The sequence below is a fragment of the Shewanella sp. 10N.286.52.E4 genome (assembly GCF_041468785.1).
Classification (GTDB): Bacteria; Pseudomonadota; Gammaproteobacteria; order Enterobacterales; family Shewanellaceae; genus Shewanella; species Shewanella electrodiphila.
Window position 1 is genome coordinate 181,433 of record NZ_JBFRJJ010000004.1, and the last position, 13,738, is coordinate 195,170.

The 13,738-nt window shown below is 41.1% G+C and carries 14 protein-coding genes; 8 read left to right on the plus strand and 6 right to left on the minus strand.

Annotation, left to right across the window (positions count from 1 at the left end):
* Nucleotides 1–4: 4 nt before the first annotated feature.
* The 6 genes from AB4153_RS02200 to AB4153_RS02225 all read right to left on the minus strand — a co-directional run bounded on the left by AB4153_RS02200 (nt 5) and on the right by AB4153_RS02225 (nt 6,138).
* On the minus strand, nt 5–1,318 hold the full coding sequence (locus tag AB4153_RS02200) for an ABC transporter permease (RefSeq protein WP_229368993.1): 1,314 nt from the start codon (nt 1,316–1,318) through the stop codon (nt 5–7).
* A gap of 20 nt (nt 1,319–1,338) precedes the next feature.
* Complete coding sequence (locus AB4153_RS02205; RefSeq protein ID WP_371996203.1) at nt 1,339–2,088, minus strand: ABC transporter ATP-binding protein; 750 nt, start codon at nt 2,086–2,088, stop codon at nt 1,339–1,341.
* Nucleotides 2,089–2,179: 91 nt separating this feature from the next.
* Nucleotides 2,180–2,413: a hypothetical protein gene (locus tag AB4153_RS02210; protein ID WP_102526143.1), complete on the minus strand. Its 234-nt coding sequence runs from the start codon at nt 2,411–2,413 to the stop codon at nt 2,180–2,182.
* 46 nt (nt 2,414–2,459) lie between these two features.
* Nucleotides 2,460–3,719, minus strand: coding sequence for an efflux RND transporter periplasmic adaptor subunit (locus tag AB4153_RS02215; RefSeq protein WP_371996205.1), 1,260 nt, complete (start codon nt 3,717–3,719; stop codon nt 2,460–2,462).
* Nucleotides 3,720–4,056: 337 nt separating this feature from the next.
* Complete coding sequence (locus AB4153_RS02220) at nt 4,057–4,863, minus strand: cobalamin-binding protein (RefSeq protein WP_371996224.1); 807 nt, start codon at nt 4,861–4,863, stop codon at nt 4,057–4,059.
* Nucleotides 4,864–5,100: 237 nt separating this feature from the next.
* Nucleotides 5,101–6,138, minus strand: coding sequence for a DUF2235 domain-containing protein (locus tag AB4153_RS02225; RefSeq protein ID WP_371996206.1), 1,038 nt, complete (start codon nt 6,136–6,138; stop codon nt 5,101–5,103).
* Between the two features lie 242 nt (nt 6,139–6,380).
* Here AB4153_RS02225 and AB4153_RS02230 point away from each other — a divergent pair, with 242 nt between their 5' ends.
* The 8 genes from AB4153_RS02230 (at nt 6,381) to AB4153_RS02265 (ending at nt 13,348) form a co-directional block, all read left to right on the plus strand.
* Nucleotides 6,381–6,923 (plus strand): hydrolase, encoded by a 543-nt coding sequence (locus AB4153_RS02230; RefSeq protein WP_102526140.1) that lies wholly within the window; start codon nt 6,381–6,383, stop codon nt 6,921–6,923.
* Nucleotides 6,924–7,837: 914 nt separating this feature from the next.
* Nucleotides 7,838–8,122 carry a J domain-containing protein gene (locus tag AB4153_RS02235; protein WP_102526139.1) on the plus strand — a complete coding sequence of 95 codons (285 nt, stop codon included), beginning with the start codon at nt 7,838–7,840 and terminating at the stop codon, nt 8,120–8,122.
* Nucleotides 8,123–8,129: 7 nt separating this feature from the next.
* Nucleotides 8,130–8,666 (plus strand): hypothetical protein, encoded by a 537-nt coding sequence (locus AB4153_RS02240; RefSeq protein WP_102526138.1) that lies wholly within the window; start codon nt 8,130–8,132, stop codon nt 8,664–8,666.
* The gene (locus tag AB4153_RS02245; protein ID WP_102526137.1) at nt 8,666–9,424 is read left to right on the plus strand and encodes a hypothetical protein; all 759 of its coding nucleotides are present in this window, start codon (nt 8,666–8,668) and stop codon (nt 9,422–9,424) included. Before AB4153_RS02240 ends, AB4153_RS02245 begins: the two co-directional genes overlap by 1 nt.
* A gap of 12 nt (nt 9,425–9,436) precedes the next feature.
* Nucleotides 9,437–10,336, plus strand: a complete 900-nt coding sequence (locus AB4153_RS02250; RefSeq protein ID WP_102526136.1) for a hypothetical protein — start codon at nt 9,437–9,439, stop codon at nt 10,334–10,336.
* A 265-nt stretch (nt 10,337–10,601) separates the two neighbouring features.
* The gene (locus AB4153_RS02255; RefSeq protein ID WP_371996207.1) at nt 10,602–11,909 is read left to right on the plus strand and encodes an ABC1 kinase family protein; all 1,308 of its coding nucleotides are present in this window, start codon (nt 10,602–10,604) and stop codon (nt 11,907–11,909) included.
* A gap of 101 nt (nt 11,910–12,010) precedes the next feature.
* The gene (bla, locus tag AB4153_RS02260; protein ID WP_303513226.1) at nt 12,011–12,862 is read left to right on the plus strand and encodes a subclass B1 metallo-beta-lactamase; all 852 of its coding nucleotides are present in this window, start codon (nt 12,011–12,013) and stop codon (nt 12,860–12,862) included.
* Between the two features lie 105 nt (nt 12,863–12,967).
* Complete coding sequence (locus AB4153_RS02265; RefSeq protein ID WP_371996208.1) at nt 12,968–13,348, plus strand: VOC family protein; 381 nt, start codon at nt 12,968–12,970, stop codon at nt 13,346–13,348.
* The last annotated feature ends 390 nt before the right edge of the window (nt 13,349–13,738 follow it).

The following is a 13,738-nucleotide window of genomic DNA, read 5'->3' on the forward strand; positions in this document are numbered from 1 at the left end:
CTCACTACTGCGCTTTTAAATACACGCTAGGCTTAGTGCGGCACACTACCCAAGCAGGGTACACACCTGCCAGTACTGCCGTTGATATGGCAATTAGTGGTGTGATAATCCACATGCTGGTATCTAACCCTGTAACACTCGGGTCGACATTAAACTCGGCATGTAGCACAGTTAATGCCCCCCAAGCCCACAACAACCCTACAATGCCGCCAATAAAACCGATTAAGCCCACTTCCACCATATACTGGGAAAATATCTGCCCACGGCTGGCACCAATGGCGCGGCGAACACCCACTTCTGGCGCGCGTTTTAAAAACTTAGTTAGCAATAAACCTAAAATATTGACCAAACACACACTCAAAAACAGTACACTGAGGCCGACTAAAATTTTGTTATCTCTTGGCACTACATCATTATTCTCAAGCCATAGCGCCACATCACTAATTTGAAAAGACTCTTGCGGGGTTTTAGCAGTATCAGTGAAACGACCAAAGCTGCGTTGTTGTTCAACATACTGAGCAAGCCAAGTTTGCAACTGTTGCTTGTCGGCAGCCGTTGGTAATAACGCCCAAAACTGAATCCAGGTTTTTTCAGAATTTAAGCGGTCTTGATAGGTCAACATTGGCTCAAATTTCCAGCCACTGGTATTGCCCCAAACATCAAACTCTTCTTGCTCAGTCAGTGAGAATGGAATGAACACCTCTTCAGCATCATTGAATGCACCGTTCAGAGGATCATAGTATTTAGGTTGTGGATTCCATTCTTTAATCACTCCGACCACTTGGTAAGGCTTACGATTAAGGTAGATGGTTTTACCGACACTGTTTTGTCCATCAAAAAACGTTTGATTGAGTTTCTCACCGATCACCACTTGATAAGCAGGCTGACTATCGACCGTTTTACTCCAACGTTCACCATATAAAAATGGCACCTCGAAAATACTAAAAAAGTCTCTGTCTGTGATTCGAATACTTTTTAACACAGGCTCAATATCTTGATTATCAGATTGCATTGCCAGCCCAGTACGAAATGATGCAGCCTTAAGCGCTAACTCGTTATTATTACGTAGATTAATGACATCTGTATAAGTAATATTCGACTGAAAATCATCCCAGGTATCTAAGCCTTGGCTCCAAAGCTGAATGGAGTTGATGCTATCACTTCTGTCTCCGGCAGGGTTATATGACATGGTTTTGTAAACATTGAGTGTAGTAATCGTAATCCCAATACCAATTGAAATCGCTAAAACCATTAGCATGGATAGCATTGGGGTTTTCTTGATGCTGCGCCAAGCAAGATCGCAATAATATAAAAACATAAGCTTATCTCCTACTCAGATTATCCATTGCTACTGGCAGCTTTTTGTAAGCCAGCAGCTTGCTGTAAATCGGTTACAACAGATTGATCGGCTTTTTGATACATAGAGAAGTCACACACTTGGCCATCAACGATTTGAATATTGCGCTGGGCACGTCGAGCCAATTCTGCATCATGGGTCACCATAATAATCGTGGTTCCCGTTTGATTGATGTTTTCTAGTAGCTCCATCACTTGGCGCGCCATTAAGCTGTCTAAATTACCCGTTGGCTCATCGGCTAATAAAAACCTTGGCTCGCCAGCTAAGGCTCTAGCAATCGCAACACGTTGCTGCTGCCCACCTGACAATTGTGACGGTAAATGCTTCATACGCGCTGCTAATCCTACTTGCTCTAACGCTGATTCCACCCGGCGATTACGCTCAGCTCGATTAAAACCACGATAACGTAAAGGCACTTCAACATTTTCAGCTAAATTAAGATCAGGGATAAGGTTAAAACCTTGGAAAATAAAACCAATTTTTTCATTTCTGACTTTAGCGCTGTGGTTATCGCTTAAGTTAGATACATTGACACCATCAAGACAGAATTCGCCAGAGGTAAACCCTTCAAGTAAACCTGCTATATTCAAAAAGGTGGTTTTTCCTGAGCCTGATGGCCCTGTAACCGCAACAAACTCCCCCTCTTCAACTTCAAGATTAAAGTCACGTAAAGCATGAGTTTCTACTAAGTCCGTTTTAAATACTTTGCTAATATTTTTCATTGATAACATGTGTTCTTTCCTTGTTTAACTAGCTAATGCTTTAGCGCTAGTTATCATTATTTATTCTATAAGTTGGTTAATAAAATGGTTATTTACAGTGCTAAAACTGCACAATAATCTGTATGGCAGTGGCAAAATCTAATTCAAATAGCACCTGCACTATGTCGCTGCTTAATCCATAACTAACCTGATCTGCGAGTTGATCTGTTAGGTCAATAATTTGAAAACTAAATGACAACCAGTTAAAGCTTTCATCTATGCGATAACTCACCGCTAAACTCAAAAACATCAACGCGATAAAGCCAGTGATTGGTTTTGTTTGAGATAATTTCATTGTGGTGTCCTTACTTAATGCTGTTGTAATCCAATAGGGTTAACATTTATCTAATTTGAATCTGTTCATCGTTTCTAAATGCTTCGGTGCCAGACACCACCCATACATCACCTTCTTTACCACCGTCGACGATTTCAACTTGGCTCATGCTTCTAGCGCCTAGTATCACTGGCGTTTTAACTGCCATATCTTGACTCATCACAAATGCAGTTGAACCACCACGATTTAAAAAGTCACCACGTTTTACCATTAATACATTCGGGCGATTCTCTAATAACACCCTTGCTGATAAACGTTGGTTTTGACGTAGTGATAAGCTCGGTTCAGGATTAAACCTAACTCGCGCGGTTACCTCACGATTTCTTACTTCAGGTGAAATAGAAGACAAGTGACCCATAACATTGACGCTGCCAAAACTCAGTTCCACTTCCATGCCAATACCTAAATCGTCTGCGTAAGACTCAGGTACAGCAAGCTCTGCTTCAAAGGCGCTTAAATCCACAACCGTTAAAATAGGCTGACTGGCACCAATTCGTGCTTTTTGTTCAACCAACCAGTTACCAATAATGCCTTTAACCGGTGCCTTAACTTCTAATGCTGATATCTGACGAGCAAGCTCAGTCACAACCAAGGCTTGTCTATCGACTTCCAAAGCGCGATTTTTCAGTTCGAACGTTAAGGTATCGCGCATCAAATCGACTTCTTGAATCGCATGCTGATGCATTAAATTAGCTTTGCGTAACTCATCTTTACCTTTCTCAAAATCAATTCGGCTAATCAAGCTGTTTTGAATCAATTGATCGCCTCGGCGGCTTTCTCTGTCTGCGGCTTCCAAATCAACTTTCGCCATATCCAGTACTTGGGTGACTCGTAATTGCTCACGGCGTGCATCTAACTTGGCGCGCTCTAAATCACTTTCCATTGCGGCATATACCGATTGCTCTTGTTGAAAACGACTGCGTAATTTAGGGCTATCGATTTGAGCGACAACTTGGTTGGGTTCAACTTGATCACCAGGCTGACTCAATAGCGTCACGACACCTTGTTCAGTGCTATACAAAATAGGCGCATTGGCCGCAACGATTTTACCTGTGGTAGCGATATCACGAACCAAAGTGCCACGAGTTACCGTGGCTAAACGTAAGTCTTTGCTTTCAATTGAACGAATCGATGAATCATGTCCAATGCTTGCCCACACTAAGGCGCTCATTAACACACCTACTGTGCCAATAATGACTGGTATACGGAGTTTTTTAGAAGCACTTGGCTTAACGACAGTATCTTGTCCGCTGGTATCTTTAATCATCTCAGTTCCTTGAAACTCGCTAGATAATGTCAGTTAGATGGTTATCTAGTCCGCTAATTCGATATTGATACCTAACAGATAGCACAGGGCGTGCCAGAAAATTAAAAACAATTAAAATCATAAACTTAACTAAATCGTAGTTCTTTTAACGCAATAGAATGTGTCCGCGGACACACTGAAAAAGTGTCCGCATAAAAGGAAAGTGTCCGAGCGGACACTTTATTAGCAATAGGTGAATCACAACAGGAAAGGTTATGCCTTATACTTTGAGCTTAGGTCTTATCTCGCTGTGCTTTGATAACAGCTAAACATATCGCTTGTGAGTATAAGTCAGATGTCATTGCGCTCTGACGTTATCTAAAGCGTCACAAAGTGCTTGCACACCTAGTATGGCTCTTGGGGAAGCGCGATGCAGTAAATCCGCATTAAGCTGATAGATATGATTATTTTTTACTGCGGGTAATTCAGGCCACGTTGACCAATCGACACCAATCACATTACCTTCATCTTGGCTTTGAAGAATCACTTCTGCACCGGTTAATAGTACATTCTCAACGCTTATCTGTGGGTATTCACTGGCAGCATCGATAAATACATTCTCGCCATGACAAGCACTGATAATATGCTCTATCCAACTTCCCTTTGATACCGTCATTAATGGCGTTGACCATAATTGATAAAAGACTTTCACAGCAGGCTTTTGTTGGTTTTCACTACGAATGAGCGATAACTGTTTGCGGTAATCATTAGCCACTCGCTTAGCTTGCTGTTGATTCCCCGTTAGCTCACCTAATTGTTCTAGCTCTTTGGCCACATCATCTAAGCTTTTAGGATCGCTATTAAACACATTAAAACCTAGCTGTTTTAATTGGCCAATGTCTTCCATTTTATTGCCACTTTTCCACACCACAATAAGGTCTGGATTTAGCTCAATCACTCGCTCCATCTGAATGCCATAATAGCCGCCAATACTCGGGATATTCTTAGCTTGCTCAGGAAAGTCTGCATGATCCGTGGTAGCAACAATCGTCTCGCCAGCTCCTATGGCATATAGCATTTCTACTGCATGAGGAGATAACGCAATCACCCGTTTAGCAGGAATGCTTTTATCTACTAAAGCTTTGTTTACTATGTCTTTGCTCACTAAAGCTTTAGTTGCTAACACTTCTGTAGCCGCTGCATTGCCACAAACGCCTAGTACCGATAACGCTAAAGTGAAACTTAAGGTGAATATAAATCGATGAGCAACAAAATGAGCCACTAAAAATCCTTTGATAAGTGAAGTCAAGGTTAATGTAACCAATAACGTAAAAATGAATCCAGTTTTAATAAACCAGCGCTAAAACGCTATTCTAGCAATTTATTAAGACTATTGAATGCGTTATAACACGAGTTCACTGGGCCAGCCATATTGCTTTATTAAGTCTTGAAGATTCTTAGGTCGGTATTTGGGGTCATTATCCCAACGATCTTTTACCGATTGATGGATCAACATTGGCAGACCCATTGGGGCCATATCTCGATGCAATTTACGTTTAACACGATAAAAGCTACGTCGCGAGTTATGCAATTTAGCTAAAGGGGTTGGTGAAACCTGATTAATTAAATGTGACTCAATACTTAAACTCTTCGCTTGAGCTTCAGACAACATCCATAACAAAGCATTATCCGATAACATCTGCCCATTCTTGTCAGCTTGGTAGCTGCCACCAATATTACTGTGGGCCCCCGCAAACCAAACTTGTTTCATATCCATGGTATTTTTGGGTTGCCAAATTGTCGGCTCGAAATCTTGTCGATGCTCATCAATCGCTAGTGCATGGCGAGCCACTTTGACATTGCTGCCAATTTTCGTGTCATAAAACTCATCTTTATCTTCAAACAAGCCTAAAAAAGAGCTGGGGATGCCCATTGCGCCCACCGTGTCCCATACACCAACAAACTCAATATCTCGCGAAGGATGCGAATGTTGCTGCCTAAATGCCAATGACTTCGCGCCATCTGGTGCATATGCTGAAGCTTGGGTTTTATAGTGGTCAAAAGCTTGTTGAATGAGCTTGGCATCAGGGCGTTTTACGATGCCGCAGTTATTAATCAGTCCACACAAGCAGCGCATGGTATACGAGCCTCGGCTGAAGCCAAATAAGTAAATGGCGTCACCCGCTTGATAATTTTGCACAATATATCGGTAGCCATCGACAATATTTTTATGCAGACCTCTTCCGGTTGCGCCACCAATGATACCGTCGTAATAAGAGCCTACTCCCCAGTCATAAAATACCTGTTGGGGAGTGCCATCGGCAGCGACGGGGCTAATGGCTCTCGCTAGACGCAGCACATTGGTCGCTTGATCTTGGTTAATGTCTTCTTCAGGTCGGTTCCAAGTACCATCGGCACATATAATAATTCGCTTGTTCATTACTCTTCCTTGAAGGCCCAGTTGCAGCTCTATCTCTATATCGATATCTGTATCTATATCAATAGCAACGCAGTCATAGCCATAGCCATGACAGCATCACAGTATTAGATTTACAGGATAACTCACTTACCTTTTATCAGCTGATTAAGCTTGTTCGACTTTTCGACAATAGTCATTAGTGCAAAAGTATCGTTTACTCAATATGACTCATACACCTAATTCTCCAGTAGTAAGGAATGGCCATGTTAACCACAGATAAATCGGTATTAGTGATCATTGATGTTCAGGGTAAACTTGCCCAAGTCATGCAACAATCTCCCGAACTCCACAAACAACTGGGCATTCTTATTCAAGGAGCGCAGCTGTTTGATATGCCAATTTTATGGGTTGAGCAATTGCCCGATAAATTGGGCGGCACCACAGAGGAGTTAGCTGCACTACTGAGTAAAACGACTCAAGTTATTCCAAAGTCATATTTCAGCGCTTGGCAAAGTCCAGAGTTTCAGCAACAGTTAGCCAGGCTTAATCGCACAGATATTATTCTTGCCGGTATTGAAACCCACGTTTGTGTTTACCAAACCTGCCAAGATTTACTCTCTAATCGCTATAACGTCCATCTTGTCGCCGATGCGGTATCTTCACGCACTGTTGAAAACAAACAACTGGGTATTCAAATGATGACGCAATTAGGCGCACGAACAACCAATACTGAGTCATGCTTATTTGAGCTACAGCATCAAGCAAGTGGCGAGCGATTTAAATCACTGCTAAAGCTGATTAAATAGCCGTTAATAAATATAAAAACGCCAATATATGACTTTTGTCATCTGAACCCATGACAGTTCTCACTTATTTAGATTTACCTTCTTTTCTACACTGGCTGCATCTGAAAAAACAACGTGACAGCCGTTAAGTTGGAACAAAAAGGAGCTAAACATGGGTTGGGAATATGTCGCAATATTAAGTCTTTGTGTTGGTGCTATTAATCAAATAGTGCCAGTGATTTTAGCCATAATCGAAAAAGACAACACGGATAGTTAAACTTACTATATTTGTTTGCTAACAATCGTTAATAGCAATTGTTAATAGCAATCCTTAATAGCAATCGATAGCAGATTTATTTGTTAGGAATAGCTAGTCGAAATAGCCCGTAGCGGTCGCTAAGATACAATATAAAAGAGCACCATGAGGTGCTCTTTTTTATTTTCAAAAGCCTAAAAATGAGAATAATTCAAAGCAACTGTCAGCCAAAGTGGACATTCAGATTATTAATTTTGTATTATTTTTATTCAATTTGAACATCTGAATTTTGTAATAAGCTAAACTAGTTGATAGTTTTATGGAAATGATTGTATTTCTGTTATTATTTATACCCATGTTACCTCAAAATGCTTTGTCAGGCACAAGCTCGGATAACAATGCAAGGCGTAAGCTGAGGTAATTGTTATTCACTTTTCAAAGCTTACAACGTAGCAATGGTTTTCGAGCTTGCGCCCCGTAGGGCAAGGCAAATAGCACCAATCTGCGTTGTTATAAAATATCTATGTAGAATAACTATACTTCAATTTTATGCCTAGCATCTTGGCACTATTTGCCTTGCTGACTTTGCATCTTGAAGTATCATGGGTATACAACCAAATAATCATAATTTAATGGATTAGCATCAGTCTATCCAAGTTCATATGCCATAGGTAAAAATATGATTAACCACTTCACAGTCCTCGGTGTTAAAGCCAGTGCCAAAGAAGACGAAATAAAAAAAGCCTATAAACGTTTATCAAATAAGTTACACCCCGATAAACTGATTAATGCTTCAGAAGAAGAAAAACATCTTGCAGCGCAGCAGTTGCATCGGGTCAAAAATGCCTATGATGTTTTGTCTGATAAAAAATTAAGAACTGCCTTTATTAAAGATTTTAATAATGTCATCGTGACCAATCCTACAGCGGCAATGACCGAGCTGTGGGACCAATTTTATTCTTGAGAAACCCATGAGCAAACCACTTAATATCTCACGTATTAATGAGTTAAAAAATAATGCCTATGACAATATCGAGTCGTATAACGATCCCGATAGCCCTGAAGCATTAGCCAAATTTACTGACTCAATGAAAGCGATCTTATTAGCGGATCCTTCGATGCTTGCCGCTGTGCCAGAATACTTACCTGTGGCGCTATTCAATCGAGTTCGCTTTTCAGATGCTGCCAAAACCAAGTGGGCAACATGGATTGATACTGCGACGATGCCGTCGTGGGATGAGTTTAAAGTAACGATTCAATTTAATAATGATGATGTGCCTTTAGTGCTGGCAGTACGCAAGTATAGTGAAGAATTACTGATTGAGAGCTGCGCCGTGGTGTACTTACTTAACACCCAAGATAATGTGGTAGCGCCGAGTAAATCATTCAGTAGTGCTTCAGACTCAGATTCATCTGACGACGGTTATGATCCATACAATGATGATGGTGATTATGACGACAGCGATGAAGAAGGCTATTACGATCAATATGATGACGAGGAGCGATAATGAACAACCTTATTGAACTCACAGCAGCAGAGATTAAAGATCTTGCCGATGTCGAGCCGCAACAAGCCAGTAAGCGCTTTGAAATTATTGCTAATACCATGTCGGATGATCAACTGGTTGATGTTATTGAGCACATGGATATTGTGACCTTAACGCAAATTAACAGTCACCATGATATTTCATGTCCATCAATCATGTCTGAGTTGATGTCGCCAGAACAAATCCGTGACATCGTTTGTCAGCAGCCACTGTATTGGGAAGAGCAAATTAAAACCAATGCCGATGAGCTCATGCACCATACATTTGAGTTTCTGACTTACCTCATTCGTATTCAGGGAACAGAAGAAAAGCAAACCGCTATTCTAGAATGTATTGCTGAAGATCCAGCTGGATTATTCTACTTGTCAATTCCGTTTATTGAGCTAATCCTTGCACCATCTGGCGAGCAAGATGGTAATTCGATTTACGAGAGTTTCGATGATGAAGATGATGGCGAAACTGTAGGCTACAGTAACTGGCAGGCAGATGAAGAAGCTCACAGCTTAGCGATGGACGACCCACGCAGCTTATTCGCTCTTATTAAACAACTTGCACCTAGTGTGGCTTCATCAATTAAGAACTTGCTACGTAATGAAAGTTCTGGCTGGGAGCAAATCATCGGTAAATTCGTTAATGAGCTTGTTCTACAAGCGAAAGAGAAAAACGAAGTGGCTGATGAATACGCTGAAGTCGATGACATGTTTACTTTTCTTGATTAAGGAATCGACTTAATGCAATTAGCATTACGTGATAATAACCAAGGTCCCTATTTTAGTCGTGTACTTGAATATGGACGTGCAGAAGAACGCTTAACCGATGAACATGTGACTCAAATAAAATCCAAAGCGATTTTAATGAGTTTGAAACTGGCAGATAAGTTTTATAACAAACACAAAATGCATTTGCTTGAGCATGCCGCTCACGATGTCATTGGTGTCGTAAGTATAGGACTTATTGCGCTAACAGGTGAAGAACCTGTCGCTTCAGTCGCTTTACTGCAAACGCCCGATGGCGTGCTTAAGTGTTTTCAAAAAGGCTGGAGCATGCTGACAACTGTCAGTAAACACATGCACGGAAGTGATAATTCGCTTTACGGTGGTATCAATCAGCTCTTGTTAGAGAAAATCTCTACTCCACCCGATACTGAAGAATGGTTAGGCTGGCAAGATTATCAAACAGCGCTGAAAGATCATCAAAACCAAGAAGCCACTAAGGTTTTATTAGAAACCTTTTACGCTAAAGTGGAGCTTGATCCTTTATTTAGCTTGGGCTTAGAAAGCGTATTAGCTGAAGCCGTTTTGTACCGCATTATGTTTGATGACGCCAGAGTGCGTGAAGACATGAAAAAGCGTTTACGCAAAATTGAATTAGATGAAAAATGGTTCAGTGTTGATACGATTACGCTCCATACTGAGCGTGCGCTAAGTCATTTACCCGACGCTTTAGCACAAACCATACGCGAAGACTTAGGTAAGCATTTCTATAAAGAGTTATTGCGTACCCTCAAGTTTGCCAAGAAATATCGCGAGTTAGCTCTTGATGATGCAAGCCCTGAAAAACTTGAACGATATGAGCAAAAACATGGCATGCAAGGTGTACTTTTAGGCTGGCAAGATACTATTGAGTTCTAGAGACTGAATTCTAGAGACTGAATTCTAGCGATCAAATGCTAACTTCGGAAATCAGCTAATTACTGAGACAAACTTTAAGGACAACGAAGCTAACTTCGTTGTCCTTTTTTATTGCGTATTCAATTTGCCGAAAGTATCTCACTCACTATCAGGTTGATCTAAATCCAGTTCACCACGTATTCTTAATAAGCCGTATTATTGAAGCAGATGAATGAAGAATGAGTCTTCAGCAGTACCTCTCTTTCCTTCAAAATGAGTTGTCACTATGAGTAAAGAAGTAGCCAAAGTTCCAAGTAGTCGTTTTTCCAGACTGAGTAAAATGGGTGGTCTTGCCTCCCGTTTAGCTGGAAATGTATTGCTGGAAGGGGCAAAGCAGCTCAGTAAAGGCCAATCACCTAAACTTCAAGAACTGGTTCTTACGCCTAAGAATATTTCTCAAGTAGCAGAAAAGCTCGCCCAACTTCGCGGCGCGGCGATGAAAGTCGGCCAAATGATTTCAATGGACACTGGGGACTTATTACCCGCAGAATTAAGTGAAATCATGGCAAGGCTGCGTGATGATGCTAAAGCCATGCCTCATAAACAATTGGTCGAAATACTCAAACAACAATGGGGAAATGATTGGTTATCGCCATTTGCCCAATTTGAACTGCGCCCTTTTGCCGCAGCATCAATTGGCCAAGTGCATCTTGCTTATTTAGATTCAGGGGAAAAGCTAGCGGTTAAAATCCAGTATCCTGGCATTAAAGACAGTATTGATAGCGATATTGATAACGTTGCTACCTTACTAAAAGTGGCCCAACTTATCCCAGACCATGTGCAATTTGATAAATTACTCGCAGAAGCAAAAGCTCAACTGCATCATGAAGCCGACTATGAATACGAAGCTCGCCTTTTAACGCAATACCAGCAATGGGTTGCGGGTAATGAACAATTTATTGTACCAAAAATCTACCAGTCATTAAGCACGGACAGTATTTTAGTCATGGAGTTTATCGAAGGTGAAGCCATTGAAAATGTCGCTAAGCTTGAGCAAAGCATTAGGGACAATGTCGCCACCCAATTATTGGCACTATTTCTAGACGAGCTATTCGAGTTCAAGCTAGTACAAACAGATCCTAACTTTGCCAATTTTATGTACCAAAGCCAAAGTGACAAGATTGTATTACTGGACTTTGGTGCCACTCGTTCAATATCAGATGACCTGTCTGCAGGTTACCGAAAACTCATGCAAGGGGCGATGACCAGTGACAAAACGTTAATGACACAAGCGGCCTCAGACATCGGTTTCTTTCAAAAAAATATCACCATAGAGCAGCAACAACTGATCGTTGATATTTTCCACCAAGCCTGTGAACCATTGCGATGCGACGGAGAGTATGACTTTGAAACCAGTAACCTTGCAAAACGCGTCACTGATGCCGCTAAATCAATGAGTACCAAGCCAGATGAATGGCATACGCCACCTACTGATGCGATTTTTGTTCATCGGAAATTAGCCGGAATATACTTACTAGCCTCACGCATAAAAGCAAAAGTTAACGTTCAAAAGCTGTTTTTAAAACATCAATGAACAGGTGACCGAATGCAACTGACAAGTGCAGCTTTTGAGTTAAGTCTAATGGCAAATTAACAAGGTTTAATACCGACAAGATATTCTAATCTGGGTAAATTATGGCAGTATTAAACACGACCTTTCATCATTTGAGTATTTTTATGTTCAACCGAACCACTCGCAAATCTATTAACTGGTTACTTATTTCACTTTGCTTCAGCGCTTGTTTAGCCACGACATTGTTGTCAATGTCAGCCAAAGCAACCCCAAAGGCAGATAAAGAAACAGAAAAGCCTTCCTTGCAAGTTAAAGGCGAGTTAAGCATTAGCCCTTTATCAGACACATTGTTTGTCCACGAATCCTTTATGCAAACCCAGCAATACGGATTTGTCGGTTCTAACGGACTCGTTTTAATTGATGATAACAAAGCCTATTTAATAGATACCCCATGGAGTGAGGCTGATACGATCAAACTAGTCAGTTGGATTGAAAATCAAGGCTTCACTTTAGCGGCCAGCGTATCAACGCACTCACATGAAGATCGCACTGCGGGGGTGGATTACTTAAACCGAATCGGCGTGACAACCTATGCATCTGAACATACGAATAAACTCCTTAAACAAGCAGGCAAACCTACCACCACAAATAGCTTTAAAGCAGGTCAATTCGACTTTGTAGAGTCTAAAGCCGAAGTCTATTTTGTCGGTGCGGGTCACACGGTTGATAACTTGGTAGTCTGGTTTCCTCAATCCAAATTGCTTTATGGTGGCTGCTTAGTCAAAAGCCTTGGCAGTAAAAGTTTAGGGTATTACGGTGAAGCTGACTTAGACGCTTGGCCATTCTCAATTAAGCAATTACAAACACAATTTACAGACACCGACAGAGTGCTTCCTGGCCATGGAAAAATGGGAGATAAACAACTCCTCAGTCATACTATTTCACTGCTTGAGCAACACGCAGAACAGCACTAAGACAGCGTTTACAACAAATACAGTAATATAAACAATGTATAAAAAATAAATAACCCCTCTGGATTTTCTAAAATCCAAATTGATAAAACACACGGAGAGTTAACTATGTTCAGTCACATTATGATTGGCGCCAACGACATCGACACATCAAAGGCGTTTTACGATGCCACTTTAGCAGCATTAGGTCACGCACCAGGTACCATTGATCCGAAAGGGCGTTGCTTTTATGTCACTGAAACAGGTGTCTTTGCGTTAACTAAGCCTATCAATGGTGAAAGCTCAAGCCATGGTAATGGCACCACAGTTGGTTTCTCAGCTGCAAATGAAGAACAAGCACTTGCATGGCATGCTGCAGGGCTTGCTAATGGTGGCGTCACCTGTGAAGAATTGCCAGGTTATCGAGAATCACCAATGGGGCCACTATTTCTAGGTTACTTACGCGATCCTGCAGGTAACAAAATTTGTGTACTTTACCGCCCTAAATAACACCTGATTTATATCAATAGAATAAAGTCGTGATCCCATGGCTTTATTCTAGCTTCTCTTTAGCTTAACGTCTCTTGCTAGGGTGTCTAGCTAACGTCTCTAGCTAACGTTTCTTTAATCCAACATCTATTCTAGTTAACAGCACTAGTTAACAGCACTAACGCCATAACAAACCTGCGCTTGAAAGATCTTTTCTTAAGCCGCGACTAATGCCTTTTGACATCAATCAAGGTAAACTTATGCAGCGTAATAATTAACAAGATAATTTGCCATAATCGAGCGGTTAAAAGGCTTACAAAGCCATCAGTGTTCGTTTTAATGATTAACAATGGCTTTATCCATAATGTTATATCCCTACTCTTGCTACTTAGATTAGCTAATCAACAGTAA